The organism is Actinosynnema sp. NPDC004786, assembly GCF_053601135.1.
In genome coordinates, this window is record NZ_JBSGBG010000004.1 from 142,490 (window position 1) to 167,847 (window position 25,358).

Annotated in this window: 22 protein-coding genes; 13 read left to right on the plus strand and 9 right to left on the minus strand. The window is 72.4% G+C overall.

Annotation, left to right across the window (positions count from 1 at the left end):
- The first annotated feature begins 23 nt into the window (after window positions 1–23).
- Window positions 24–857: a S1C family serine protease gene (locus ACWEFJ_RS05345; protein WP_378083518.1), complete on the plus strand. Its 834-nt coding sequence runs from the start codon at window positions 24–26 to the stop codon at window positions 855–857.
- Window positions 858–1,004: 147 nt separating this feature from the next.
- Here ACWEFJ_RS05345 and ACWEFJ_RS05350 read toward each other — a convergent pair whose 3' ends face one another.
- Together ACWEFJ_RS05350 and ACWEFJ_RS05355 are read right to left on the minus strand one after the other, a co-directional pair.
- Window positions 1,005–2,240: a class I SAM-dependent methyltransferase gene (locus ACWEFJ_RS05350; RefSeq protein ID WP_378083517.1), complete on the minus strand. Its 1,236-nt coding sequence runs from the start codon at window positions 2,238–2,240 to the stop codon at window positions 1,005–1,007.
- Window positions 2,241–2,254: 14 nt separating this feature from the next.
- Window positions 2,255–3,613: an FAD-binding oxidoreductase gene (locus tag ACWEFJ_RS05355; protein ID WP_449713005.1), complete on the minus strand. Its 1,359-nt coding sequence runs from the start codon at window positions 3,611–3,613 to the stop codon at window positions 2,255–2,257.
- An 88-nt stretch (window positions 3,614–3,701) separates the two neighbouring features.
- On the opposite strand from ACWEFJ_RS05355, the gene ACWEFJ_RS05360 reads away from it, so the two are divergent.
- Complete coding sequence (locus tag ACWEFJ_RS05360) at window positions 3,702–5,294, plus strand: acyl-CoA dehydrogenase family protein (RefSeq protein ID WP_378083513.1); 1,593 nt, start codon at window positions 3,702–3,704, stop codon at window positions 5,292–5,294.
- Window positions 5,291–6,046 (plus strand): crotonase/enoyl-CoA hydratase family protein, encoded by a 756-nt coding sequence (locus tag ACWEFJ_RS05365; RefSeq protein WP_449713006.1) that lies wholly within the window; start codon window positions 5,291–5,293, stop codon window positions 6,044–6,046. The genes ACWEFJ_RS05360 and ACWEFJ_RS05365 overlap by 4 nt, the downstream gene beginning before the upstream one ends.
- 144 nt (window positions 6,047–6,190) lie before the next feature.
- Here ACWEFJ_RS05365 and ACWEFJ_RS05370 read toward each other — a convergent pair whose 3' ends face one another.
- From ACWEFJ_RS05370 to ACWEFJ_RS05385, 4 genes are all read right to left on the minus strand, one after another.
- Entirely contained in the window at window positions 6,191–7,345 is a 1,155-nt protein-coding gene (locus tag ACWEFJ_RS05370) for an acyl-CoA dehydrogenase family protein (protein ID WP_378083510.1), read from the minus strand.
- A 3-nt stretch (window positions 7,346–7,348) separates the two neighbouring features.
- Entirely contained in the window at window positions 7,349–9,265 is a 1,917-nt protein-coding gene (locus tag ACWEFJ_RS05375) for an ATP-binding protein (protein WP_449713007.1), read from the minus strand.
- Between the two features lie 20 nt (window positions 9,266–9,285).
- Window positions 9,286–10,890, minus strand: coding sequence for a carboxyl transferase domain-containing protein (locus ACWEFJ_RS05380; protein ID WP_378083507.1), 1,605 nt, complete (start codon window positions 10,888–10,890; stop codon window positions 9,286–9,288).
- Between the two features lie 114 nt (window positions 10,891–11,004).
- The gene (locus ACWEFJ_RS05385; RefSeq protein WP_449713008.1) at window positions 11,005–11,793 is read right to left on the minus strand and encodes an SGNH/GDSL hydrolase family protein; all 789 of its coding nucleotides are present in this window, start codon (window positions 11,791–11,793) and stop codon (window positions 11,005–11,007) included.
- Window positions 11,794–11,984: 191 nt separating this feature from the next.
- On the opposite strand from ACWEFJ_RS05385, the gene ACWEFJ_RS05390 reads away from it, so the two are divergent.
- The 5 genes from ACWEFJ_RS05390 to ACWEFJ_RS05410 all read left to right on the plus strand — a co-directional run bounded on the left by ACWEFJ_RS05390 (window position 11,985) and on the right by ACWEFJ_RS05410 (window position 17,878).
- Window positions 11,985–12,566, plus strand: a complete 582-nt coding sequence (locus ACWEFJ_RS05390) for an SACE_7040 family transcriptional regulator (protein ID WP_378083505.1) — start codon at window positions 11,985–11,987, stop codon at window positions 12,564–12,566.
- A 148-nt stretch (window positions 12,567–12,714) separates the two neighbouring features.
- The gene (locus ACWEFJ_RS05395) at window positions 12,715–14,877 is read left to right on the plus strand and encodes a phospholipase A2 (protein WP_378083503.1); all 2,163 of its coding nucleotides are present in this window, start codon (window positions 12,715–12,717) and stop codon (window positions 14,875–14,877) included.
- 380 nt (window positions 14,878–15,257) lie between these two features.
- Window positions 15,258–15,404, plus strand: coding sequence for a hypothetical protein (locus ACWEFJ_RS05400; RefSeq protein ID WP_449713009.1), 147 nt, complete (start codon window positions 15,258–15,260; stop codon window positions 15,402–15,404).
- 278 nt (window positions 15,405–15,682) lie between these two features.
- Entirely contained in the window at window positions 15,683–16,183 is a 501-nt protein-coding gene (locus ACWEFJ_RS05405; RefSeq protein WP_378083501.1) for a hypothetical protein, read from the plus strand.
- 132 nt (window positions 16,184–16,315) lie between these two features.
- Window positions 16,316–17,878: a cellulose binding domain-containing protein gene (locus ACWEFJ_RS05410; RefSeq protein WP_449713010.1), complete on the plus strand. Its 1,563-nt coding sequence runs from the start codon at window positions 16,316–16,318 to the stop codon at window positions 17,876–17,878.
- Here ACWEFJ_RS05410 and metX read toward each other — a convergent pair.
- Both metX and ACWEFJ_RS05420 read right to left on the minus strand, forming a co-directional pair.
- A complete protein-coding gene (gene metX / locus ACWEFJ_RS05415; protein ID WP_378083496.1) occupies window positions 17,875–18,954 on the minus strand; it encodes a homoserine O-acetyltransferase MetX in 1,080 nt (359 codons plus the stop codon). The genes ACWEFJ_RS05410 and metX overlap by 4 nt on opposite strands.
- A complete protein-coding gene (locus ACWEFJ_RS05420) occupies window positions 18,951–20,240 on the minus strand; it encodes a bifunctional o-acetylhomoserine/o-acetylserine sulfhydrylase (protein WP_378083495.1) in 1,290 nt (429 codons plus the stop codon). Before ACWEFJ_RS05420 ends, metX begins: the two co-directional genes overlap by 4 nt.
- A 226-nt stretch (window positions 20,241–20,466) precedes the next feature.
- Between ACWEFJ_RS05420 and ACWEFJ_RS05425 the strand changes: the two genes are divergently transcribed.
- Window positions 20,467–21,483 (plus strand): Gfo/Idh/MocA family protein, encoded by a 1,017-nt coding sequence (locus ACWEFJ_RS05425; protein WP_449713011.1) that lies wholly within the window; start codon window positions 20,467–20,469, stop codon window positions 21,481–21,483.
- A gap of 81 nt (window positions 21,484–21,564) precedes the next feature.
- Here ACWEFJ_RS05425 and ACWEFJ_RS05430 read toward each other — a convergent pair whose 3' ends face one another.
- Window positions 21,565–22,842, minus strand: coding sequence for an MFS transporter (locus ACWEFJ_RS05430; protein ID WP_378083492.1), 1,278 nt, complete (start codon window positions 22,840–22,842; stop codon window positions 21,565–21,567).
- Between the two features lie 182 nt (window positions 22,843–23,024).
- On the opposite strand from ACWEFJ_RS05430, the gene ACWEFJ_RS05435 reads away from it, so the two are divergent.
- The 4 genes from ACWEFJ_RS05435 to ACWEFJ_RS05450 all read left to right on the plus strand — a co-directional run bounded on the left by ACWEFJ_RS05435 (window position 23,025) and on the right by ACWEFJ_RS05450 (window position 25,233).
- A complete protein-coding gene (locus ACWEFJ_RS05435) occupies window positions 23,025–23,378 on the plus strand; it encodes an SSI family serine proteinase inhibitor (protein ID WP_449713012.1) in 354 nt (117 codons plus the stop codon).
- A 292-nt stretch (window positions 23,379–23,670) separates the two neighbouring features.
- Window positions 23,671–24,444 (plus strand): hypothetical protein, encoded by a 774-nt coding sequence (locus ACWEFJ_RS05440; protein ID WP_449713013.1) that lies wholly within the window; start codon window positions 23,671–23,673, stop codon window positions 24,442–24,444.
- Window positions 24,437–24,751, plus strand: coding sequence for a transcriptional regulator (locus tag ACWEFJ_RS05445; RefSeq protein WP_378083488.1), 315 nt, complete (start codon window positions 24,437–24,439; stop codon window positions 24,749–24,751). Before ACWEFJ_RS05440 ends, ACWEFJ_RS05445 begins: the two co-directional genes overlap by 8 nt.
- Complete coding sequence (locus tag ACWEFJ_RS05450; protein WP_449713014.1) at window positions 24,748–25,233, plus strand: glutathione peroxidase; 486 nt, start codon at window positions 24,748–24,750, stop codon at window positions 25,231–25,233. The genes ACWEFJ_RS05445 and ACWEFJ_RS05450 overlap by 4 nt, the downstream gene beginning before the upstream one ends.
- Window positions 25,234–25,358: the final 125 nt, after the last annotated feature.

The following is a 25,358-nucleotide window of genomic DNA, read 5'->3' on the forward strand; positions in this document are numbered from 1 at the left end:
GGGTGCGGGCCGACCCTGAGGTCATGACGACACAGGACTTCCCCGCCATGCGCGGGTCGTTGGAGGAGCGGGCGTCGTTCTGGCGGCGGCGCACCGGTGTGGTGGTGACCTCCGCGGCGCTGGCCGCCGCGGTGTTCGGCGGGGTCACCGGCGGGGTCGTCGGCGCGCTGCACGCGCCGGACAGCCCGGCGTCGAGCAGCCTGGTCGCGCTCAACGCCTCTTCGTCCACTTCGGACGTTTCGGCCGTGGCGGCGCGCGTGCTGCCGAGCGTGGTGCAGGTGAACGTGGTGTCGGCGCAGGGGCAAGGGCTCGGCTCCGGGGTCGTGCTCACGGCGGACGGCCGGATCCTGACCAACAACCACGTGGTGGCGGGCGCCCAGCGGGTGACGGTGACGTTGAGCGACGGGCGGACCGTCGACGCCACCGTGGTGGGTACCGACCCGTCGAGTGACCTGGCGGTCGTGCAGGCGTCCGGGGTGAGCGGGTTGACGCCGGCGAAGTTCGGCAACTCCGACCAGGTGAAGGTCGGTGACGAGGTCGTGGCGATCGGGTCGCCGGAGGGCCTCCAGGGCACCGTGACGTCGGGGATCGTGAGCGCGCTGGACCGCACGGTGACCGTGCCGGGGACGTCGACCGGCCGGCGCGCGTCGTCGGTGAGCTACCAGGCGATCCAGACCGACGCGTCGATCAACCCGGGCAACTCGGGCGGGCCGTTGGTGAACGCGGCGGGCGAGGTCATCGGCATCAACTCGGCGATCTACTCGCCCGCGTCGGACAGCGGTGAGGCGGGCAGCGTGGGGATCGGGTTCGCGATCCCGTCCAACCAGGTGCAGCAGATCCTCGGCCAACTGTCCTGAGCGTTGAACTCAGGGGTCCTGAACGTAGGACTCTCACGACGCGAACGTAGGACACACGCGTTCTGAACGTAGGACACACGCGACGTGAACGTAGGACACGCGGGGCGGCGTGCGGGTGGGGGAGGCCCGCACGCCGCGGTCCACGGGTCAGCCCAGCCAGTCGGGGCGCAGCGGCATGTGGGACGTAGTGCCGTCGAGCTTCACGCCGAGCACCTGGTGGAGCTGGATGTTGTTGCGCTCGAAGCCCAGCCGGGACGCGGCCAGGTACAGCCGCCACACCCGGGCCCGACCGAGGCCGACCTCGGCCACCGCGTCGTCCCAGTGCTTCTCCAGGTTGTCGCACCAGGCCGCCAGCGTCAGGGCGTAGTGCTCCCGCAGGTTCTCCTCGTGCCGCACCTCGAACCCGGTGTCGTGCATCAGCGACACCAGGTGGCCCGGCCCGACCAGCTCGCCGTCCGGGAACACGTACCGGTTGATGAACCCGCCGGTCTTGGCCCGCTGCTTGTTGTCCGGCCGGGTGATGCAGTGGTTGAGCATCCGCCCGCCGGGCTTCAGCTTCCGGTACAGCGACCGGAAGTAGCCGGGCAGCTTCGCCTTGCCGATGTGCTCGGTCAGGCCGATCGAGCTGACCGCGTCGAACCCGGTCTCCCGGACGTCGCGGTAGTCCAGGTAGCGCACCTCGGCCAGGTCGGACAGCCCCGCCTCCACGATGGCCTTCTGCGCCCACTCGGCCTGGTTGCGCGACAACGTCACGCCCAGCGCCTTCACGCCGTACTCGCGGGCGGCGTGCATGACCATCCCGCCCCAGCCGCAGCCGACGTCCAGCAGCCGCATCCCCGGCTTCAGCCCGAGCTTGCGCGCCACCAGGTCGTGCTTGGCGAACTGCGCCTCCTCCAGCGTGGCGCCCTCGGTCGGGTACACGGCGCACGTGTACGCCATGGACGGCCCGAGGATCCACTCGTAGAACGTGTTCGACACGTCGTAGTGGTGCGCGATGGCCTCGCGGTCCCGCGCCTTGGAGTGCCGCAGCCCGTGCAGCCGCCGCTCCTGCGGCGGCACCTCCACCCGGGTGTTCAACCTGGTCCGGCCCAACGTCGTCAGCAGCTCCACCCGCTGCGCCCACGGCACGTCCCGCAGCGAGAAGTCGGACAACTGGCGCAAAGCGCCGTACACGTCACCGATGATCTCCAGGTGGCCGGTCACGTACGCGCGCGCCAGCCCCAGCTCACCCGGCGCGGACGCCAGGTACGACAACGCCTCCGGTGTGCGCACCTCGATGCTCACACCCGCGTCGGCCGGCCCCGCCTGGCTGCCGTCGTACGCGCTGAACCGCACCGCGTCAGCGCCTCCGACCGCCCGCTGGAACACCTCCGCCAACCGCATGACCCCGGCTCCCTTCACCTACGGAGAACACACTTGGCGTACAAATCGGGCAGCCTGCCCGCCTGGTCGTACCGCTTCTTCAGGTCCCGGTAGGTGGGGCCGTTGTAGTTGTCCCAGAACTCCTCCTCGTCGTAGTACGAGTCGGAGTAGAGCGACTTGTGCCCGCCCAGCTCGGTGACCTTGTCCTCGATCAGCCGGTTGCGGCTGCCCAGCTCCTCGTCCGGGCGCAGCGACACCGTCGACCAGAAGCCGACGTTGACGTACAGCACGTCCGGGTCCATCGGGTACAGCGGCCAGCCCGCCCGGTCCTTCAACCGCACCGGGCACAGCCACACCGGGCTGATGCCGATCTCGCGGTGGAAGAAGTCCAGGAACTCGGCCAGGCGGTCCACCGGGATCTCCACGTCCTGGATCACCGGCTCCTGCACCGCCTTGCTCAACCGCGCGGACAGGCGGTGCCGCCGGTCCCACGCCACCACCTTGCGGTACACGTCCGACCGCAGGTACCGCTTCGGCACGAGCCGTCGCACGACCGGGTGCTGCACGCCGAACGCGCGCGAGCACCAGAACCAGTCGGTGTCCCACCGCCACAGGTAGTCCCGCACGGTCAGGTAGTCCACGCTGCGCCGCTGGATCGACCGGTAGTAGATGGCGTTCCCGGTGTAGTCCGAGGTGAACGGCGCGGAGTCGGCCCAGTTCGCGAGCGTCAGGTACTGCTCGCGGCCGGAGAACACCGTGCCGTCCACGAAGTCGACCGGTTCGCCCCGGTAGGCCCCCTCGGCGCACACCTCCGAGATCACCCGGGCGCACTCGGCCGCGTCCGCGAAGGGCACGTGTCGAAGTCGCACGTACGGTTTGACCGGCTCCAGGTCGATTTTCAGTCGCAAGGTGTAGCCGAGCGTGCCGTAGGAGTTCGGGAACCCGCGAAACAGGTCGTCCTCGGGACCCACGACGACGACCTCGCCGTCGCCGGTCATCACCTCCAGCTCCCGCACCGACTCGTGCGGCAGGCCGTTGCGGTACGAACTGGACTCGATGCCGAGGCCCGCCACCGCGCCGCCCAGCGTGATCGTCTTGAGCTGCGGCACGACCAGCGGCATGAGGCCGTGCGGGAGGGTGGCGTCGACCAGGTTCTCGTAGGTCGTCATGCCCTGCACCTGTGCGGTGCGCGTGGCGGTGTCGACGGAGAGGACGCGGTCGAAGCGGGCCACGTCGAGCCCGCCGGACTGCTCGGCGCGGAACCGGAAAAGGTTCGACGTCGCCTTGGCCAGGCGCACGGGTGCGCCCGCCGGGATGGCCGCGTACTGCTCGCGCAACGCGGCCACCGCCCGATCGTGGTGGTCCGACTCCAGGCTCTGCCGGTGATCGCTCACCGCACCGACGTTAGGCCGCCGGAGCTTGATCAGCACCCCCAAATTTCACCACCTTCGAAGTTACCCGCTGGTAGTAGTCTGAGCGGTTATGAGCCACGCCACTCACGAGGTGACCAACCAGGTGCCGCCGCTGGAGGGGCACGACGTCTCCGCCGACCCGGCGCTGCTGGACGGCCTGCGGCGCGGCGGCGCGGAGTGGGCCGAACCCGAGGTCCGCTCGCTCGGCGTCCTCGCGGGCACGCCGCACGTGCAGGACCTGGGCCGACTGGCCAACGCCCACCCGCCCGTGCTGCACACCCACGACCGGTACGGCCACCGGGTCGACGAGGTCGAGTTCCACCCCGCCTGGCACGAGCTGATGCGCACCGCGGTGTCGAACGGCCTGCACGCCGCGGCCTGGCGGGACGACCGGCCGGGCGCGCACGTCGCCCGCGCCGCCAAGTTCTACGTCTGGAGCCAGGCCGAGGCCGGGCACGGGTGCCCGATCTCGATGACGTACGCGTCCGTGCCCGCGCTGCGCGCCACGCCCGCGTTGGCCGAGCGGTTCGAACCGCTGCTGGCGTCGCGCGAGTACGACTTCGGGCTGCGTGCGCCGGCGACGAAGCGCGGCCTGATCGCGGGCATGTCGATGACGGAGAAGCAGGGCGGCTCGGACGTGCGGGCGAACACCACCCGCGCCGTGCCGCAGGGCGACCACTACGTCCTGACCGGGCACAAGTGGTTCACCTCGGCCCCCATGTCCGATTTGTTCCTCACGCTGGCGCAGGCGCCCGGCGGGTTGTCGTGCTTCGTGCTGCCGCGCGTGCTGCCCGACGGCACCCGCAACGCGATGTTCCTGCAACGGCTCAAGGACAAGCTCGGCAACAAGTCCAACGCCTCCGCGGAGCTGGAGTACGACGGCGCGGTCGGGTGGCTGGTCGGCGAGGAGGGCCGGGGCGTGCGGACCATCATCGAGATGGTCAACATGACCCGGTTGGACTGCGTGCTCGGCTCGGCGGCCGGGATGCGGGCCGGGCTGACCCAGGCCGCGCACCACGCGGCGCACCGCAAGGCGTTCGGCGCGTACCTGATCGACCAGCCGGCGATGCGCAACGTGCTGGCCGACCTGGCGGTGGAGTCGGAGGCGGCGACCACGGTGGCGCTGTGGCTCGCGGGCAACCGCAGCCGGCTCGGGCTCGCGGTGAGCAAGTACTGGGTGTGCAAGCGGGGGCCGGCGCACGCCGCCGAGGCGCTGGAGTGCCTGGGCGGCAACGGTTACATCGAGGACTCCGGGCTGCCGCGGCTGTTCCGCGAGTCGCCGCTGATGTCCATCTGGGAGGGTTCGGGGAACGTGGCGGCGCTGGACGCGTTGCGGGCACTGGGGCGTTCGCCGGAGGCGGTGGAGGAGTTCTTCGGCGAGCTGGACGCGGCACGCGGCGCCGACCGGCGGCTGGACGCGGCGGTCGACGGGATCAAGGACGAGCTGACCGACCTCGCCGACCTCGAGGTGCGGGCGCGGCGGCTGGTGGAGCGGATGGCGTTGGCGTTGCAGGGCGCGTTGCTCGTCCGGCACGGGCACCCGGCGGTGGCCGACGCGTTCTGCGCGTCCCGGCTGTCCGGCGACTGGGGCGTGGCGTTCGGCACGCTGCCGCGCGGCGTCGACTTCGGCGCGATCGTGGAACGGGGGCTGCCGAAGCCGTGAGCGCGGTGCGGGTGGAGCGGTCGGGGCCGGTGTTCACCGTGCTGCTGAACCGGCCGGACGTGCGGAACGCGGTGGACGGCCCGACCGCGCACACGTTGACCGAGGTGTTCCGCGAGTTCGACGACGACCCGGGCGCGGCGGTGGCCGTGCTGCACGGCGAGGGCGGGACGTTCTGCTCGGGGGCGGACCTCAAGGCGCTCGGGTCGGAGCGGGGCAACGACGCGCGGTCGCCGTCCGGGCCGATGGGGCCGACGCGGTTGCGGCTGTCCAAGCCGGTGATCGCGGCGGTGTCGGGGTACGCGGTGGCGGGCGGGTTGGAGCTGGCGCTGTGGTGCGACCTGCGGGTGGCCGACGAGGACGCGGTGTTCGGCGTGTTCTCGCGGCGGTGGGGCGTGCCGCTGATCGACGGCGGGACCGTGCGGCTGCCGCGGTTGATCGGGTTGTCGCGGGCGATGGACCTGGTGCTGACGGGGCGTCCGGTGCGGGCGGTGGAGGCGTTGGACATCGGCCTGGTGAACCGGGTGGTGCCGAGCGGGACGTCCCGTGCGGCGGCGGAGGCGTTGGCGGCGGAGCTGGCGGGCTTCCCGCAGCTGGGCCTGCGCCACGACCGCCTGTCGCTGCTGGAGCAGGAGGGCCTGCCGGAACCCGACGCCCTGGCCAACGAACTGTCCCACGGCCTGACCTCGCTGACCGACGTGGACCGACACCTGCGCCGCTTCCACTCGGGCGAAGGCCGCCACGGCCACTTCTAACCCGCGTGTCCTACGTCCGGAACGCGCGTGTCCTACGTTCGCGTACCCCGAGTTGAACGCTCAGGACGGCGGGCCGTGTTCCGAACGTTCAACTCGGGTGTTCCGGACGTAGGACACGTGCGACGCGAACGTAGGACACGCGGGTTAGTGGAGGCCCAGGTCGCGGGCGATCAGCATCTTCTGGACCTCGCTCGTGCCCTCGCCGATCTCCAGGATCTTGGCGTCGCGGTAGAAGCGGCCCACCGGGTACTCGTTCATGAACCCGTAGCCGCCGAACACCTGCGTCGCGTCACGCGCGTTGTCCATCGCCGCCTCCGACGACACCAGCTTCGCGATCGCCGCCTCACGCTTGAACGGCTCGCCGCGCAGCATCTTCGACGCCGCCTGGTAGTACGCCAACCGCGCGGTGTGCGTGCGCGCCTCCATCTCGGCGATCTTGAACTGGATCGCCTGGTACTCCCCGATCCGGTGGCCGAACGCCTCGCGCTCCTTCGCGTACCGCACGCACTCGTCCACGCACCCCTGCGCCAGCCCCACGCCGAGGGCCGCGATCGCCACCCGACCCTCGTCCAACGTCTGCAGGAACTGCGCGTACCCCCGCCCCCGCTCGCCGAGCAGGTTCCCCAGCGGCACGCGGCAGTCCTGGAACGACAGCTCCCGCGTGTCGGAGGCGTTCCACCCGACCTTGGAGTACTTGCGCGACACCGAGAACCCCGGCGTCCCCGACGGCACGATGATCGCCGAGATCTCCGGCTTGCCGTTCTCCCGCCGCCCGGTCACCGCCGCCACCGTGACCAACCCGGTGATGTCCGTGCCCGAGTTGGTGATGAACGCCTTGGTGCCGTTGATCACCCACTCGTCGCCGTCGACCCGCGCGGTGGTCCGCAGCGCGCCCGCGTCCGACCCGCCGCCCGGCTCGGTCAACCCGAACGCGCCCAGCACCTCGCCCGCGCACAACCGGGGCAGCCACTCCGCCTTCTGCTCGGCCGACCCGAACCGGAACAGCGGCATCGACCCGAGCGAGACCCCCGCCTCCAGCGTGATCGCGACCGACGAGTCCACCCGCGCCAGCTCCTCCAGCGCCAGGCACAACGCGAAGTAGTCGCCGCCCATGCCGCCGTACTCCTCGGGGAACGGCAGCCCGAACAGGCCCATCCGCCCCATCTTGGCGACGATCCCGTACGGGAACTCCTCGCGCTCGTAGAACCCGCCGATGACCGGCGCGACCTCCTCGCGCGCGAACTCCTCGACGGTCTTGCGCAGCGCCTCGTATTCCTCGTCAAGGCGGAAGTCCAACATCGCTCACTCCTGGTGGGGCACGACGACGGCTAGGGGTTGGTCCAGCGCGACCTGTTGGCCGGCCTGGACGTGCACTTCGGCGAGCACCCCGTCCACGGGTGACGTGACGGTGTGCTCCATCTTCATCGCTTCGACCACGAACAACGCCTGGCCGGCGGTCACGTGCTCGCCCTGCCGCGCCCGGGCCACGAGCACCGTGCCGGGCATCGGGCTGGTCACCGGGCCGCCGCTGCCCGCCGCCGACGACGACGCGACCTCGGACGGCAGCGTCTCGGTCAACGCCCACGCGTGCCCGTCCGCGCCGAGCCACAGCACGTTGCCCGCACGGGCCATCGCGTACCGCCGTCCGCCGACGACCAGCCACGACCCGTCCACGGACGCGATGAGCCGCACCGGTTCCCCGCCGTCGACGGACACCTCGTCACCGCGCACGCGGACCTCGACCCCGTCGATCAGCCACCTGGTCCACGCGTGCTCGCCGATCCGCCACCCGCCGGTCCGGTCCCACGGGTCGTCGCCGCGCACCGCGAGCTGCCGCTCCAACGCCGCCGCGGCCAGCACCTCGTCCGGCACCCCGGGCCGCACCAGGGACTCCAGCTTGCGCTCCACCAGCCCGGTGTCCAGCGTGCCCGCCCGCACGTCCGGGTCGGCCAGCAACGCCCGCAGGAACGGGATGTTCGTCGTCACGCCGAGCAGCACCATCCGGCCCAGCGCGGCGTCCAGCCGGCGCAACGCCTCCTCCCGCGTCGCCCCGTGCGCGACCACCTTGGCCAGCATGGGGTCGTAGTCGCTGCCGACGGTCAACCCGACCCGCAGCGCCGAGTCCACCCGCACGTCCTCCGGCTCGTGCAGCGCCAGCACCGTGCCGCCGGTCGGCAGGAACCCCCGCGCCGGGTCCTCCGCGTACACCCGGGCCTCCACGGCGTGCCGCGACAACGTCACGTCGCCGAGCGCGAGCGGTTCACCCGCCGCGACCCGCAACTGCCACTCGACCAGGTCAATCCCGGTCGCCAACTCGGTGACGGGGTGCTCGACCTGGAGCCGGGTGTTCATCTCCATGAAGTAGTAGTCGCCGGACGCGCCGTCCACGATGAACTCCACCGTGCCCGCGCCGACGTACCCCACGGACCGGGCCGCCTCCACCGCCGCCCGGCCCATCGCCTCCCGGGCTTCCGGCGTCAGGAACGGCGAAGGGGCCTCCTCGATGATCTTCTGGTGCCGTCGCTGGAGGCTGCACTCGCGCTCGCCGAGGTGCACCACGCCGCCGTGCGCGTCGGCCAGCACCTGGATCTCGATGTGCCGCGGGTTGCCGACGAACCGCTCGATCAGCAACGCGTCGTCGCCGAACGACCCGAGGGCCTCGCGCCGGGCCGACTCGATCGCGTCCCGCAGCCCGTCGGCCGACGTCACCAGCCGCATGCCCTTGCCGCCACCGCCGGCGGACGGCTTGAGCAGCACCGGGAACCCGATCTCCGCGGCCGCCTCGACCAGGTCGTCGTCGGTCATCCCGACCTCGGTGCGACCGGGCACCACCGGCACGCCGGCCGCCGCGACGGTCAGCTTGGCGCGGATCTTGTCGCCCATCGCCTCGATCGCCTCGGCGGGCGGCCCGATGAACACCAGCCCGGCCTTCTCGCACGCCCGCGCGAACTCCGCGTTCTCGGCCAGGAACCCGTACCCGGGGTGCACGGCCTGCGCGCCGGTCGACCGGGCCGCCTCGACGATCCGCTCGACCGACAGGTAGCTCTCGCGCGCCGCCGCGGGCCCGATCCGCACCGCCACGTCCGCCATCCGCACGTGCAGCGCGTCGACGTCGGCGTCGCTGTGGACGGCGACCGACCGGATCCCGAACCTCCGCAACGCGCGGATCACCCGCACCACGATCTCGCCGCGGTTGGCCACCAGGACGCTGTCGAACATCTCTCCGCCACCCACGTTCATCACATCCGGAAGACGCCGTAGGACACCGGCTCGATCGGGGCGTTGGCCGCCGCGGACAACGCCAGGCCCAGCACCATGCGCGTGTCGAGCGGGTCGATCACGCCGTCGTCCCACAGCCGCGCCGTCGAGTAGTACGGGTTGCCCTGGTCCTCGTACTGCTGCCGGATCGGGGCCTTGAACGCCTCTTCCTCCTCGGCCGACCACGCGTCGCCGAGCTGGTCGCGCCGCACCGTGGCCAGCACGGAGGCGGCCTGCTCGCCGCCCATCACCGAGATCCGGGCGTTGGGCCACATCCACAGGAACCGGGGCGAGTAGGCCCGGCCGCACATCGAGTAGTTGCCCGCGCCGAACGACCCGCCGATGACCACGGTGAACTTCGGCACCCGTGCGCACGCCACCGCGGTGACCATCTTCGCGCCGTGCTTGGCGATGCCCGCCGCCTCGTACTCGCGGCCGACCATGAACCCGCTGATGTTCTGCAGGAACACCAGCGGCACGCGGCGCTGGTCGCACAGCTGGACGAAGTGCGCGCCCTTCAACGCCGACTCGCCGAACAGCACGCCGTTGTTGGCGACGATGCCGACCGGGTGGCCGTGGATCCGGGCGAACCCGGTGACCAGCGTCGCGCCGTACTCCTTCTTGAACTCGTGGAACCGGCTGCCGTCCACCACGCGGGCGATGACCTCGCGCACGTCGTAGGGCGTGCGGCTGTCGGTCGGCACCACCCCGTACAGCTCGGCGGGGTCGACGGCGGGCTCGACGCTCGGCTCCACCTGCCACGGGCGTGGGGCGCGGGGGCCGAACGTGCTGACGATCGAGCGGACGATCCGCAGCGCGTGGGCGTCGTCCTCGGCGAGGTGGTCGGTGACGCCGGACGTGCGCGAGTGCAGCTCGCCGCCGCCCAGCTCCTCGGCCGTGACGACCTCGCCGGTCGCGGCCTTCACCAGCGGCGGACCGCCGAGGAAGATCGTGCCCTGGCCGCGCACGATCACCGCCTCGTCCGACATCGCGGGCACGTACGCGCCGCCCGCGGTGCACGAGCCGAGCACGGCGGCGACCTGCGGGATGCCGCGGGCGGACATGGTGGCCTGGTTGAAGAAGATGCGGCCGAAGTGCTCGCGGTCCGGGAACACCTCGTCCTGCCTGGGCAGGAACGCGCCGCCGGAGTCCACCAGGTAGACGCACGGCAGGTTGTTCTGCAGCGCCACCTCCTGCGCGCGCAGGTGCTTCTTCACCGTCATGGGGTAGTACGTGCCGCCCTTGACGGTGGCGTCGTTGGCGACGACCACGACCTCGCGGCCGGAGACGCGGCCGACGCCGGTGATGACGCCGGCGGCCGGCGCCTCGTCGCCGTACATGCCGTTCGCGGCCAGCGGCGAGAGTTCGAGGAACGGCGAACCGGGGTCGAGCAGGGTGTCGACCCGGTCGCGGGGCAGCAGCTTGCCGCGCTCGACGTGCCGGGTGCGCGCCTTCTCCGGACCGCCGAGGGCGGCCTGGCGGAGCTTCTCGCGCAGGTCGTGCACGAGGCGGGTGTGCTCGTCGTGGTAGCGCCGGAAGGCGTCGGCCGACTTGTCGGCCGTGCTGCGCAGGACCGGGGCGTCCATCGGGCTCCTCAGCGGTTAGCCGTCGTTAACCTGAGGAGATGTTAGCGCCTGTTAACGCCCGTCACAAGCAGAAGGGGGCCGCGGGTGCGGCCCCCTTCCGGTGACGTCGCGGGGTCAGCCGGTGACGGCGTTGAGCTGCGGCAGGTAGCCGAGGCGCTGGCCGTTGCGGTTGGGGTGGTAGGACTCCTCCACCGGCCAGGACAGGCTGTTCAGCCACCAGTCCGAGGAGCAGATCTCGTGCCCGGTGAACGCCCCGCGCAGGTCGCGGTAGACGAACGACTTCGCGCCCGCCCGGGCGGAGATGACCTGGTGCAGGGTGTCGGCGGCGGAGTTGATCGCGGCGCGCTTGGTGTCGCTCAGGCCGACCGCGCAGCTGCCCGGCACCTTGTAGAGGCGCGGGTAGCCGAGGACGACGACGGTCGCGGACGGCGCACGGTTGCGGATCTGCGCGTAGACGTTGTCGAGCAGGCCCGGGAGCGTGCCCGTGGCGTACGCCTTGGCCTGCTCGACCCGGTTGACGCACGTCGAGTCGGTGCCGAAGGTGCAGGTGGTGATCACGTCGGTGAAGCCGGCGTCGTTCCCACCGATCGAGATGCTGACCAGGGAGGTGGTCGCGCTCAGGGCGCCGACCTGGTTGGCCAGCACGTCGCCGGTCTTCGCGCCGGAGCAGGCCACGAACTTGAACGACGCGGGCGCGTGCGACGCCGCCCAGAGGGCGGGGTAGCTGTACTGGCTGCGCTTGCAGCTGCCCGAGTCGCTGTAGTACGAGCCGGTGCCCGTGCCGGAGGAGTAGGAGTCGCCGAGCGCGACGTAGTTGGCGGCGGCCGCTTCGGCCGGCACGACGAGCGCCAGCGAGGCGATCAGGGCCAGCGCCGCGCTGGACAGGGTTCGGACAAGGCGCATCGGAGCCTCCCGGAGGGAAACAACGCAGGGTGTGATGCGGAGCACAACAATGGTTACCAGCAAGTAGTCCTATATAAAAAGAGTGGGTCAAGAGTTAACTACGTGTTTCGGGCGCGGCGCGGTGATCGTCGCGTGGCCGGTCGGTTAACGACCGTTTACACGTGCCGGTCCGGTTGTTTAAGATGGGCCCCGTGTCAGCCGAGCCAGCGAAGCAGACCCGCCGGGAGCAGATCCTGGCCGCCGCCGCCGAGCTGTTCGCGCGGCACGGCTTCCACGGCGTGGGCATCGACGACATCGGCGCGGCGGTGGGGATTTCCGGGCCGGCGCTCTACCGGCACTTCCGCAGCAAGGACGCGATGCTCGGCGAGATGTTGACGTCGATCAGCGAGCGGCTGCTGGACGGCGGGCTGAACCGCGTGGCGAGCTCGGGCGACCCGGCGCACGCGCTTCGGGAATTGATCCGGTGGCACGTCGACTTCGCGTTGGACGACCCGGCGTTGATCACCGTGCAGATCCGCAACCTGGCGAACCTGACCGACCCGGACCGGCGGCGGGTGAGAGCGCTCCAGCGGCGTTACGTCGAGGTGTGGGTGGAGACGATCCGCAAGACCTCGCCGGAGGTGGACGAGCCGACCGCGCGTGCGGCGGCGCACGCCGTGTTCGGTCTGATCAACTCGACGCCGCACAGCGCGCACCTGGACCGTGACCAGATGGCCGCGTTGCTGTCGCAGATGGCGTTGGCGTCGCTGTCCGGCGCGCTGCCGGTGTCCTGAGCGTTGAACTCAGGGGTCCTGAACGTAGGACTCTCGGGTCCTCAACGTAGGACTCACGCGTTCTGTACGTAGGACACGCGCGTTCTGGAGGTAGGACACGCCGGTTGGGTGGCGGGGGTGGGGGCCGCGTCCGTACGCTGGGTGGCCGATGAGCGACTTGGCGGTGAAGACCACCGGGGGGTGGCCGGGGCTCCGGTTGCTCGCCCGCCTGCCCGCCTGGTTCAGGTTCGTGCTGGTGGCGTTGGCCGTGTTCGTGTGCGGGGTGATCGCGTCCCGGCCCGCCGGCGCCACGGACACCACGCCGCTCAGCGGTGACGTCGCCGCCGCCGCCCGCGCGGTCGAGGCGCTGACCCACCCGACCGACGCCGACCCGCTCCGGCTGTTCCCGGCCGACTTCAACCAGGTCACCCACCGCGACCCGAGGGCCGTCACCGCGCCGGACGGCACCACGCGCGCCGTCGACCCCAACGGCGGGTGCTCCGGCCCGGCGGGCGACACCGAGTGGGACTTCGGCACCGGCTGCCGCGCCCACGACCTCGGTTACGACCTGCTGCGCTACGCCGAGCACAAGGGACGCCCGCTCGGCCAGGACGCGCGCAAGGCGCTCGACGCCCGCCTCGCCGCCGACATGCACACCCAGTGCGACCTCAACCCGCGCGGCCACGCCACCCGCTGCCACGCCACCGCCCAGCTCTACGCCGCCGGGCTGGAGTTCAACTCCTGGCGGCAGCGCTGGGGTCCACCCGGCCACGAGCCGGTGCTCGCCTGGGGCTTCGGCAGCGCCGTCGTGGTGTTCCTGCTCCTGGCCCGCCTGCCCCGCCGGCAGCGCCCGGACGGGACGGACGAACCCGACGACGCGCCGCCGCCCCCGCGGGCCGCCGACGACCGCTACGCCACGTTCCTGCGGCTGGGCGCGCTCGCCCTGGTGGTGGTCGGCCAGTCCCTGATCACCGTGCTGCACTGGGCGGGCGTGAGCGCGAACTGGCTGTGGCTCGCCACCTGGGTGCTCCAGGCGGTCCCGATCTTCTACTTCGCGGGCGGGCACGCGAACCTCACCGCCTGGCACGCCGTGCAGGCCGAGCACGGCGGCTACGGCCGCTACCTGGCCCGCCGGATCTCGTGGCTGCTGCGGCCGGTGCTCGCGTTCGTGCTGGCCTGGCTGGTCCTGCCGCTGCCGCTGGAACTGCTCGACGTGGACAAGTCGCGGGTCGAGATGTTCGGCCGGCTGATCGCGCACCCGCTGTGGTTCCTCGGGCTGTACCTGGTCGCGGTCGCCGCCACCCCGGTCATGGCCTGGCTGCACCGCCACGCCCGGCTGGTCACGCCGGTGGCGCTGGTCGCCGCCATGATCGTGGTCGACCTCGCGCGCATCGGCCTGTCCTGGCGCACCGGCGGCTACCTGAACCTGGTGCTCGGCGCGCTGCTGCTCCAGCAGCTCGGGTTCCACTACGCCGACGGCAGCCTGCGCCGCGTCCCGCGCCGGGTGCTCGGCGGCCTCGCGCTCGCCGCCGTGCCCGCGCTGCTGGCGCTGATCACGTTCGGCGGCTACCCGCGGACGATGATGCCGCTGCCCGGCGAGCGGGTCTCGAACCTCAGCCCGCCCACCGTGTGCCTGCTCGTGCTCGGCCTGGCCCAGATCTGCCTGGTGTTGCTGCTGCGGCCCCGCGTCACGGCCTGGCTCGCCGGGCGGCGGCAGTGGCGGGTCGTGGAGTTCGCCCGCTCCGCGCCCATGACCGTCTACCTGGGCTACCTGACCGTGCTGGCCGCCGTCGTCGGCCTGCTCGGCCTGCTGGACTCCCCCGGCGCGTTCGACTGGGTGACCACCCGGCCGCGCTGGCTGGCCGTGCTGGTGCTGCTGCTCCTGCCGCTGCTGGCGGTGTTCCACCGCTTCGAGCGCCACGCCGCGCCCAGCCCCTGCCGGACCCGCGAGACGCACCGCACCCGGCTCGCCGTCACGCTCGGCGCGGGGTACGGCGCGCTGGGCGTGCTCGGGTTCGTGGTCACGGGGTTCTCCGGCGCCGCGGGCACCCTGGTGGTGTTCCAGGTGGACCCGTTGCAGAACCTCATCCACCTGCTGCTCGGGTGGTACCTGCTGCACACCGCCCACGCCGGCACGTGCCACGGCCGCCGCCCCTGGCTGCTCACCGCGCTGGCCTGCGTCCCGCCGCTGCTGGCGTTGGAGCCCACCGCCGCGATGGTCGCCCTGCACGCCGGGACGATCGCGGTCGCCCTGCTCGCGGCCATACCGAAGCCGGACCAGGCGCACACCGGCGAACACCGGCAGCCGGCACCCGCGCTCCAGCACCCATAGCGTCGTCCGCCCGTCGTCCACATCGGATCCCGGCACCACAACCGCGACGTGCGCCGCACGCGCCAAGTCGCCGTGGACCTCGACCCCGGCGTGAACGCGGGCGGGTCGCCGCCCGGCGTGGCCAGGACCAATCAAGCGCGGCCACCGCGTACCCGAGCAGGAGCACGACCGGCAGCGCGCCCACGGTCGGTGGCAGGTGCTCGTCCCAGCCCTGGGCCAGTGCGACGACGGCCGAGGTCGGCACGCCGACGACCAGCACCACCCGGCCGCGGTGCACCGCGGCGACGGCAAGCAGGACGGGGACGTACCAGAACCACCGCCGGTCGGCGAGCAGCGCGGGTTCGGCTTCCAGCAGCGGCCGCACGACCAGCAGGCCGGCCGTGGCCAGCCGCCAGGCCACCAGCGCGGAGCGCAGCGTCAGCGCGATGCTGCCGCCGACGATGGCGAACGGCAGGGGCCACCAGCCGTCCGGGTCTTCGGCCGCGACGTACGCCTGGCTCACCCCGATCGCGATGACCAGGGCGTAGACCAGCACCGACGCGTCGAGCAGGCGGCGGAGCCGGAAGCCGTCGAGGACCCGCGAGCGGTCGCGGAACAGCACGACCCGGAGCAGGGTGGGGATCACGGCCCCGATGCCAGGCGGCGGCCGGGCGCGGCACATGACCCCCGAGGTCCGTCATATCCCGGTCCCACGTGCCCATACCCGACCCGCGCCGCCCCGGACAAGGCGTTGCGGTGGGCGAACGCCACCGGGTAGGCAATATGCAGAGCTGTGCGCCCCTACTCCGTGTTGGAAGATGGCTGAATGCACCCGCAGCAAGATCCGGATCGCTGGTCGCGCCTCCAGGCCGTGGCCGGCGAGGCCCTGACCGCCGCCAAGGTCGGGGAGGACGCTGTCGCGGTCGACCTGGTCACCGGGTACCTCAGCGGCTCGCCCGAGGGCAACGAGGAGATCCGGGAGCTGGTCCTCCTGCTCTTCTCGGAGTGCAGCGCCATGGTCGCCGCCCTCGGCTCGGGCGGCGCGACCCCGGTGAAGATGCAGGTCTTCGACGAGGACGGCCAGGAGGTGCCGATCGACGACGCCGACCCGCCGGTCCGCACCGCGATCCGCACCCTGCTCGCGGAGGTGCACGGCGACCAGGAGGCGGCGGCCGAGCAGATCGAGATCGCGCTGGCCAACGGGCAGCCGCAGGAACTGGCCACGGTCGTGCTCCAGGCGTTGCGGTGGACGGTGAAGCTCGCCGTGGAGTGCGGGATGCGCGACCTGCCCGTGTCGCCCTGGATCGCCACCGCGTTGGACGAATAGTCCCTCTTCGTCCGGTTCGCCGCACGGTCGTGCCGAGAAAAACCGCAACCGCCCTTGCCTTTTAATTTGGTCTAGACCACTCTCCGAGGTGGGCGCGATTCACCCTGCCGATCCCGCCGAGGAGGACTCCTCATGTCACGACGAACGAGCGCGCTGCTCGCAGCGAGCGCACTCGCCTTCGGTTCACTGGTCGTCGGCCCGGCCGCCGCGCACGCGGCTCCCGGCGTCACCGCGACCTTCGCCAAGACCCAGGACTGGGGCAGCGGTTTCGAGGCCCGGTTCACCGTCGCCAACGGCGGCCCGTCCGCCATCACGTCCTGGCGCGTCGAGTTCGACCTGCCCGCGGGCACCTCGCTCGGGTCGTACTGGGACGCGCTCATCACCCGAACGGGTGATCATTACGTGGCGACGAACCGCGAGTACAACGGCAACGTCGGCGTCGGCGCGTCGACGAGCTTCGGCTTCGTCGGCACGGGCTCCGGCGCGCCGCTCAACTGCACGGTCAACGGTTCGCCCTGCACCGGTGGCGGCGGCGGTGACACGGTCGCGCCGAGCGCGCCCGGCTCCCTGCGCGTCACCGGCACCACCAGCAACTCCGTGTCGCTGGCGTGGACGGCGTCCACGGACAACGTCGGCGTGACCGCGTACGACGTGTACCGGGGCGGCGCGGTGGCCACCACGGTCACCGGCACCACGGCCACCGTGACCGGCCTGAACGCCTCCACCGCCTACACCTTCACGGTGCGGGCGCGCGACGCCGCGTCGAACACCTCGGGGCCGTCCAACCAGGTCTCCGCCACCACGCAGCCGGGCACGAACCCGGTCGGCGGGCGCGGCGCGCCGTACCTGTTCCTGGGCTGGGGCAACCCGCCCGCCCCGGCCACGGTGATGAACGCGACCGGCGTCAAGTGGTTCACCATGGCGTTCGTGCTGTCGTCCGGCGGCTGCAACCCCGCGTGGGACGGCAACCGGCCGCTGACCGGCGGCATCGACGCCCAGGCCATCCAGCAGATCCGCGCGGCGGGCGGCGACGTGGTGCCGTCGTTCGGCGGGTGGAGCGGCAACAAGCTCGGCCCGAACTGCTCGACCCCGCAGGCGCTGGCCGGCGCGTACCAGCAGGTCGTCAACGCCTACGGGCTCAAGGCCATCGACATCGACATCGAGAACACCGACGAGTTCGAGAACGCCGCCGTGCAGGACCGGATCCTGGAGGCGCTGAAGATCGTCAAGGCGAACAACCCCGGCATCCAGACGATCGTCACGTTCGGCACCACGACCACCGGCCCGAACTCCTGGGGCAACCGGCTGATCGAGCGCGCGGCGGCGATCGGCGCGAACATCGACGTGTTCACGATCATGCCGTTCGACTTCGGCAGCTCCGACATCCGCACGGACACGATCAACGCCGCCACCGCGTTGAAGAACAAGCTGAAGACCACGTTCGGGTGGTCGGACGCGGAGGCGTTCCGGCACACCGGCATCTCGGGCATGAACGGCCTGTCCGACCAGCGCGAGGTCACGACCCCGCAGACGTGGACGCAGCTGCGCGACTGGGCGAAGTCCAACGGGCTGGGCCGGTTCACGTTCTGGGCGGTCAACCGCGACCGCGGCGGGTGCGACGGCCAGGTGGCGTCCACGTGCAGCGGCGTCCCGCAGGCCGACTGGGAGTTCACCCGCATCACGGCCGGGTTCTAGCCCTCCTCGAGCAGCTCGGAGACCAGCTTCGACACCTGGTCGACCTCGATGAGGAACGCGTCGTGGCCGTAGGGCGAGGTCACCACGCGCAGGTCGCCGGCGCCGGGCACGGCGTCGGCGATCTCGGCCTGCTGGGCCAACGGGTACAGGCGGTCGGAGTCGATGCCGGCCACCACGGTGCGGGCCGTGACGCGGCTCAGCGCGGCCCGCACCCCGCCCCGGTCCCGGCCGACGTCGTGGCTGTTCATCGCCCGGGTCAGGGTGACGTAGCTGGCCGGGTCGAACCGGCGGACCAGCTTGGCCGCGTGGTGGTCGAGGTAGGACTCGACCTGGAACCGGCCGTCCTCGCGCACCTCGCGCCCGAACCGCGCGGCCAGCTCCCGCTCGCTGCGGTAGCTGATGTGGGCGATCCGCCGCGCCACGCCGAGCCCGCCGACCGGGTCCAGCGCGATCGCGTGCAACTGGGCGGAGGCGAGCGCGATGTGCTCGGCCGTGGACGCCGCCGGCGCGGCCAGCACGAGCAGCGCGCGCACCCGGTCCGGCTCGGACACCGCCCACTCCAGCGCCCGCATCCCGCCCATGGAGCCGCCCAGCACGGCGGCCCAGGCGTCCACGCCCAGCGCGTCGGCCAGCAGCACCTCGGCCGCGACCTGGTCGCGGACCGTGATGTCGGGGAACCGCGCGCCCCACGGCTCGCCGTCCGGGGCGGTCGCCCACGGCCCCGTGGTGCCCTGGCAACCGCCCAGCACGTTCGGCGCGACCACGAACCAGCGCTCCGGGTCCAGGGCGCGCCCCGGCCCGACCAGGCCGTCCCACCAGCCCGGCGTCGGGTGGCCGGGACCGGCCGGACCCGCCACGTGGCTGTCGCCGGTCAGCGCGTGCAGCACCAGCACCGCGTTGGAGCGGTCCGCGTTCAGCTCGCCCCAGGTCTCGTAGGCGATCGTCACGGGCAGGCCGGGCAACGCGCCGCGGTACCACTGCCGTCGCCCGTTCGGGTCCCCCTCCCGCCACCCGCCGGCGGCGGGAGGGGTCTCCCCGACAGTGGACCCGGTGCTCCTGGGGGCCGTTCGGCTCACTGCACCGACTTGGCGGCGCGGAAGCCCGCCTCCAGGTCCGCCTTGAGGTCTTCCACGCCCTCGATGCCCACCGACAGCCGCACCAGGCCCGGCGTGACGCCGGAGACCAGCTGCTGCTCCGGGGTGAGCTGGCTGTGCGTGGTGCTGGCCGGGTGCACGATGAGGCTGCGCACGTCGCCGATGTTCACCAGCTGGCTGAACAGCTCCACGCCGTCCACGAAGGCACGGCCCGCCGCCACGCCGCCGCGCAGCTCGAACGACACCACGCCGCCCGCGCCGCCGGGCAGGTACTTGCGGGCCAGGTCGTGCCACGGGCTCGACGGCAGGCCCGCGTAGTGCACCTTCTCCACCTCGTCGCGCGCCTCCAGCCAGCGGGCCAGCTCCAGCGCGTTGGCCGAGTGCTTGTCGATCCGCAGCGACAGCGTCTCGATGCCCTGCAGGATCAGGAAGCTGGTCAGCGGCGCGATGGCGGCGCCGGTGTCGCGCAGGCCCTGCACCCGCAGCTTCGCCGCGAACGCGCCGTGCCCGAGCACGGGCCAGTACCGCAGGCCGTGGTAGCTCGGGTCCGGCTCGGTGAAGTCCGGGAACTTCGCCGCGTCGGAGTACTCGAACGTGCCGCCGTCCACGACGATCCCGGCGACCGCGGTGCCGTGCCCGCCCAGGTACTTGGTGGCCGAGTGCACCACGATGTCCGCGCCGTGCTCGATCGGCCGCACGAGGTACGGCGTGGGCACGGTGTTGTCCACCACCAGCGGCACGCCGGCCTCGTGCGCCACGTCGGCGACCGCCGAGACGTCCAGCACGTTGCTGCGCGGGTTGGCCAGCGACTCGGCGAAGAACAGCTTGGTGCCGGGCCGCACGGCCGCGCGCCACGCGTCGAGGTCGTCGGGGTCGTCCACGAAGGACACCTCGATGCCGAGCTTGGGCAGCGTGTAGTGGAACAGGTTGTAGGTGCCGCCGTAGAGGGAGGCGCTGGACACCACGTGGTCGCCCGCGCGGGCCAGGTTGAGCACGGTGCCGGTGACCGCGGCCTGCCCGGAGGCGAACGCCACCGCCGCCACGCCGCCCTCCAGCGCGGCGACCCGCTGCTCCAGCACGTCCTGGGTCGGGTTGTTGATGCGGGTGTAGATGTTGCCCGGCTCGGCCAGGCTGAACAGCGCCTCGCCGTGCGCGGTGTCGCGGAACACGAACGACGTGGTCTGGTAGATCGGCGTGGCACGCGCGCCGGTCGCCGGGTCGGGCGCGGCGCCGGAGTGGACCTGCTTGGTGTCGAAGGACCAGGACATGCTGGAGGCTCCTGTCTAGCCGGGGTGGAGAGGTGATCGGGCACGCCGAGGGGGACCGGGCGCGCGCGGTGTGCCGGGGTGGATCAGCCGAGCCGACAGGCCATGCTGGTGACGCGCACGTAGTCCACGTGCCGACGTGCCACGAGCGGGATCATGGCGCTGACCGTAGCCCTGCGTGACGGTCGGCGACAGGGCGTCCAGCACGTGGGACGCCTAGGGTCGGGGCATGCGCACCGCACTGATCGGCTACGGGCTCGGCGGAGCCGCGTTCCACGCCCCGTTCCTGTCCACCACGCCCGGCCTGACCCTGTCCGCCGTCGTCACCGGCAACCCCGAGCGGCGCGCCGAGGTGGCGGCCCGCTACCCCGGCGTCGGGCTGATCGCGTCGGTGGACGAGCTGTGGCGGCGGGCGGACGACTTCGACCTGGTCGTGGTGACCACCCCGAACCGGTACCACGCCGAGCACGCCCGGACCGCGCTGGAGCACGGGCTGAACGCCGTGGTCGACAAGCCGTTCGCGCCGTCGGCCGCGGCGGCGCGGGAGCTGGCCGACCTGGCCACCGCGCGCGGGCTGCTGCTCGCGCCGTTCCACAACCGGCGCTGGGACGGCGACTTCCGCACGGTGGCGCGGCTGGTCGGCGAGGGCGCGCTGGGCCGGGTGCACCGGTTCGAGTCGCGGTTCGAGCGGTGGCGGCCGGAGGTGAAGGACGGCTGGAAGGAGTCCGGCGACCCGGCCGACCTGGGCAGCGTCGTGTTCGACCTCGGCACCCACCTGGTGGACCAGGCGGTGGCGTTGTTCGGCCGGCCGACGGGCGTGTACGCGGAGGTGCGGACGCTGCGGCCGGGGGCGCGGGCGCACGACGACGCGTTCCTCGCGCTGACCCACCCGTCGGGCGCGGTGTCGCACCTGTGGGCCTCGGCGCTGGCCGCCGCGCCCGGACCGCGGTTCCGGGTGCTGGGCGACCGGTCGGCGTACGTGAAGCACGGGATGGACCCGCAGGAGGAGGCGCTGAAGGCGGGCGCGACGCCCGGCGGCGAGGGGTGGGGCGAGGACCCGGTGGCGCAGTGGGGGCTGCTCGGCTCCGAGCCGGTGCGCACCGAGCCGGGGTCCTATCAGGACTTCTACGCCGCCGTCGCGGCCGGCCAGGCGCCCGTGCCGGTGGCCGACGCGGTCACCGGGCTGGAGGTCGTGGAGGCCGCCTTCGAGTCGGCGCGGACCGGAACCGTGATCCCGCTCGACTGAGCTGCCGGGCCGCCCCGCGGGTGTCCACGTGTTGGGACAGCTCCCGGTGCGCCATCAGCCGCCCGTGACGCCGACGACCGGTCACCGGGCCCCGGCGTCGCGGCGCACCGTCTCGCCGATCGCCAGCAGGGACAGGGCGCTGACCAGCGCGCCCACGATCAGGTACAGCGAGATCGGCCACGAGTCGTGCGTCGGCGTGACGCCGAGCAGCCACGTCGCGACGACCGGCGACAGCCCGCCGCCCAGCACCGCGCCCAGCTGGTAGCTCAACGACACGCCGCTGTACCGCACCCGCGTGCCGAACAGCTCGGCGTAGTAGGCGGGCATCGGGCCGAACACCGCCGCGGAGCCGGCGAACGCGACCACCATCGCGAGCACCACCAGGCCCGGCGACCGGGTTTCCAGCAACCAGAACAACGGGAACGCGAACACGCCGAGGAACGCCGCGCCGCCGAGCATCACGGGCAGCCTGCCGACCCGGTCGGACAGCCGCGCGAACACCAGGATCGCCACCGCCTGCGCGGCCGCGCCGACCAGCCCGGCGTTCAACAGGGTGCTCCGCGCCATCCCGAGCTGGCGCGTGCCGTACGACACCGCGAACGTGGCCACCACGAAGATGAACATGGTGAACCCGAGGTTCACGCCCGCGCCCAGCAGCACCCGCCGCCACGACCGCCGCAGCACCACGGCCACCGGCAGCCGCACCGCGCCCGCCGACTCGCGCGCCGCGCGGAACGCCGGGCTCTCCTCGACCGACAGCCGCACGTACAGCCCGACGCCCACCAGCACCAGGCTGAACAGGAACGGCACCCGCCAGCCCCAGACGAGGAACGCGTCGCCCGACACCGCCGTGGACGCCGCCATCACCCCGTTGGCCAGCAGCAGCCCGACCGGCGACCCGAGGAACGTCCAACTGCCGTACCAGCCGGTGCGCCCGGCCGGCGCGTGCTCGACCGCCATCAACGTCGCGCCGCCCTGCTCGCCGCCGAGGAAGAACCCCTGGACCACGCGCAGCAGCACGAGCGCCAACGGCGCGGCCAACCCGATGGACCCGTACGTGGGCAACAGCCCGATGGCGGCCGTGCAGAGGCCGGTCGCGGTCAGCGTGAGCACCAGCATCGACCGCCGCCCGACGCGGTCGCCGAAGTGGCCGATGACCACCCCGCCCAGCGGTCGGGCCAGGAACCCCGCGCCGAACGTGGCGAACGCCAGCAGCGTGCCGATGCGCGGGTCGAAGGACGGGAAGAACAGCTTGTCGAACACCAGCGCCGACGCGGTGCCGTAGAGCAGGAAGTCGTACAGCTCCACCGCGTTCCCCGCCGAACTGGCCAGCGCCACCCTGCGCACCTCGGAAGCCATTCACCCACCCTGGCGTGCGCCGCCGTACGTCGATCGCGACCGTGAGCCACGTCACACCACGCGACTTCGCCCGTCCGGGCCGCCGACGGGTGCCCGGAGCCCTGCTCGGGGGTCGTTCGCGGAAACCACACGATCCGGTGAGTTCCCTGGAGCCCGGGGTGTCGGGCGGTCAACCTGAGGGCATGGCACCACTTCCATTGATCGCGGCGATCGCCGCCATCGTGCCCACGTTCACCACGCCGGAGTCGAGCTTCGTGCTCAGCGTGCAGCGGGCGCAGTCCTACCAGTTCACCCAACTCACGTGCGAGCCCGCGGGCGGTCTGCACCCCAGAGCCGAAGAGGTCTGCCTGGCACTGTCCGGTGTGGACGGTCGGTTGGAGGGGCTGTCGAACGGGGAGGCGATGTGCACCCTGGAGTACGCGCCGGTGAAGGTCCGGGCGTCCGGCACCTGGCGCGGCGAGTCCCGCACGTTCGAGGCCGAGTTCCCGAACTCGTGCGTGATGCAGGCGCAGACCGGACCCGTGTTCGACTTCTGACGCCCGCGGGCCGAACACCCGTGGAGGGCCCGCGACACCGCCGCCGAAGTCGTGGCCCTCCACGGGGTTGACGAAGGTCCTCGGACCTCTCCTCGGACCGTAGGGAGTGCGGCACTCCACCGTCAACAGTCTTCACATGCGTGAAATGGGGCGGCAAAACGGGCCTGCCCAGACCATTACCGGGCGACACCGCCCCTGGGCCATCCGAGTGATCGGAGGACTCGCGTTCCGCTCATCGGCTGACACGTTCCGCGGGGTTGACGCGTTCGGTTTGCGCTGCAAACCTGACTGGGTGGCAGACCTGCTGGGCGACCTCGCCGACCTGCGCCGCCGCGCGCGGGCGGACCGGCACGCCTACCCGTTCCCGCTGCTGTTCTTCGGGATCGCGTCGTTCCTGTCCGTGCCGCTGTACGCGCCGGCCGGGCCGTCGCCCCGCCTGCTGCGGCCGTCGGAGCACCCGTTGGCGGTGCTCGGGGCGCACCCCGGCATGCGCCACCCGGCGCCGCTCGGGCTGTACTGGTTGACCGTGCTGGTGGTCGGCGGCCTGGCCACGGTGTGGTGGTACCGCAGGCGGGGCGCGCGGGTGGGCATCGAGACGTCCACCCGGGGCTACCTCGCGGCGTTGGCGATCGGGCTGAGCGGCCCGGCCGTCGCCCTGGTGCTCGGGTTCGCGGCGTCGTTGCCGGCGTTCGGCGGCGCGGTGTCCCGGTCCGGCACGGCGGTGGGCCTGATCCTGCTGGCGGCGGCGACCGTGCTGTGGCGTCGGCGGGCGCCGCGCGCGCTGACGGCGACGGCGGCGGTGCTGGGCACGGCCGTGCTCCAGTACGACCAGGGCGTGGTGGGGCAGTTCATCGCGATCGGGCTGGGCCTGGTCGTGCTGGCGGGCGTGGAGCGCAGCGTCCGGTTCACCACGACCACCGCGGCCTACCTGGTCGCGCTGTGCCTGTCGGCCTCGATCACGCCGCTCGCCGTCACGCCGGCGACCACGTGGTCGATGGCCGCTGTGGTCGTGCTGCCCGGCTTCGTGCTGGTGGTCGGCGGTCTGGTGGGATTGCGGCGTGGCTGACCACCCGACCGCGGCGCTGGACGACGTGGTGCACCAGCGGCACCGGCTGGGCGTGCTGACCGTGGCGGCGGAGGCGAAGCGGGTCGAGTTCGGCTACCTGCGGTCCACCCTCGACGTGACGGCGGGCAACCTGTCGCGGCACATCGCGGTGCTGGAGCAGGCCGGGCTGGTCGCGGTGGAGAAGGGGTACGACGGCAAGCGGCCCCGGACGTGGGTGAGCGTGACGGAGGCGGGGCGGGCCGCGCTGGCGGCGGAGATGGCGGCGCTGCGGGCGCTGGTCGAGCGGCACGTAGCCTCGCAGCCATGAGCATCCACGACATCCCGCTGCGCACGCTGTCCGGTGAGGCGTCGAGCCTCGGCGAGTGGGCGGGCAAGGCGTTGCTGGTGGTGAACGTCGCGTCCCGGTGCGGCCTGACGCCGCAGTACCGGGGGCTGGAGCGGCTCCAGGAGCGGTACGCGGCGCAGGGCTTCTCGGTGGTCGGGTTCCCGTGCAACCAGTTCGCCGGGCAGGAGCCGGGCACGGCGGAGGAGATCGCGACGTTCTGCTCCACCACGTACGGCGTGACGTTCCCGCTGTTCGAGAAGATCGAGGTGAACGGGCCGTCGCGGCACCCGCTGTACGAGCGGCTGACGGCGGTCGCGGACGCCGACGGCGCGGCGGGCGACGTGCAGTGGAACTTCGAGAAGTTCCTGATCGCCCCGTCGGGCGAGGTGGTGGCCCGCTTCCGGCCGACGACGGAGCCGGAGGATGAGGCGGTGGTGAAGGCGATCGAGTCCGTGCTGCCCTGACGGCCGGCTCCCCCTGACCGCAGGACCACCTCGAGCGCCGGGGTCGCGCGCGTGGCCGGGATCGCTCCTCTGGCCGAGGTCGCACGTAGCCGGAGCCGCGCGTGGCGGAAGCCGTGCACGCAGTC

What these genes read in the sequence shown, in the direction of transcription:
- ACWEFJ_RS05435 (WP_449713012.1), top strand. Translation starts at nt 23,025, where the DNA reads ATGGCACCACTTCCATTGATCGCGGCGATCGCCGCCATCGTGCCCACG.
- ACWEFJ_RS05360 (WP_378083513.1), top strand. Translation starts at nt 3,702, where the DNA reads ATGAGCCACGCCACTCACGAGGTGACCAACCAGGTGCCGCCGCTGGAG.
- ACWEFJ_RS05410 (WP_449713010.1), top strand. Translation starts at nt 16,316, where the DNA reads ATGTCACGACGAACGAGCGCGCTGCTCGCAGCGAGCGCACTCGCCTTC.
- ACWEFJ_RS05420 (WP_378083495.1), bottom strand. Translation starts at nt 20,240, where the DNA reads ATGTCCTGGTCCTTCGACACCAAGCAGGTCCACTCCGGCGCCGCGCCC.
- ACWEFJ_RS05430 (WP_378083492.1), bottom strand. Translation starts at nt 22,842, where the DNA reads ATGGCTTCCGAGGTGCGCAGGGTGGCGCTGGCCAGTTCGGCGGGGAAC.
- ACWEFJ_RS05380 (WP_378083507.1), bottom strand. Translation starts at nt 10,890, where the DNA reads ATGGACGCCCCGGTCCTGCGCAGCACGGCCGACAAGTCGGCCGACGCC.
- ACWEFJ_RS05370 (WP_378083510.1), bottom strand. Translation starts at nt 7,345, where the DNA reads ATGTTGGACTTCCGCCTTGACGAGGAATACGAGGCGCTGCGCAAGACC.
- ACWEFJ_RS05385 (WP_449713008.1), bottom strand. Translation starts at nt 11,793, where the DNA reads ATGCGCCTTGTCCGAACCCTGTCCAGCGCGGCGCTGGCCCTGATCGCC.
- ACWEFJ_RS05405 (WP_378083501.1), top strand. Translation starts at nt 15,683, where the DNA reads ATGCACCCGCAGCAAGATCCGGATCGCTGGTCGCGCCTCCAGGCCGTG.
- ACWEFJ_RS05395 (WP_378083503.1), top strand. Translation starts at nt 12,715, where the DNA reads ATGAGCGACTTGGCGGTGAAGACCACCGGGGGGTGGCCGGGGCTCCGG.
- ACWEFJ_RS05425 (WP_449713011.1), top strand. Translation starts at nt 20,467, where the DNA reads ATGCGCACCGCACTGATCGGCTACGGGCTCGGCGGAGCCGCGTTCCAC.
- ACWEFJ_RS05350 (WP_378083517.1), bottom strand. Translation starts at nt 2,240, where the DNA reads ATGCGGTTGGCGGAGGTGTTCCAGCGGGCGGTCGGAGGCGCTGACGCG.
- ACWEFJ_RS05375 (WP_449713007.1), bottom strand. Translation starts at nt 9,265, where the DNA reads ATGTTCGACAGCGTCCTGGTGGCCAACCGCGGCGAGATCGTGGTGCGG.
- ACWEFJ_RS05345 (WP_378083518.1), top strand. Translation starts at nt 24, where the DNA reads ATGACGACACAGGACTTCCCCGCCATGCGCGGGTCGTTGGAGGAGCGG.
- ACWEFJ_RS05450 (WP_449713014.1), top strand. Translation starts at nt 24,748, where the DNA reads ATGAGCATCCACGACATCCCGCTGCGCACGCTGTCCGGTGAGGCGTCG.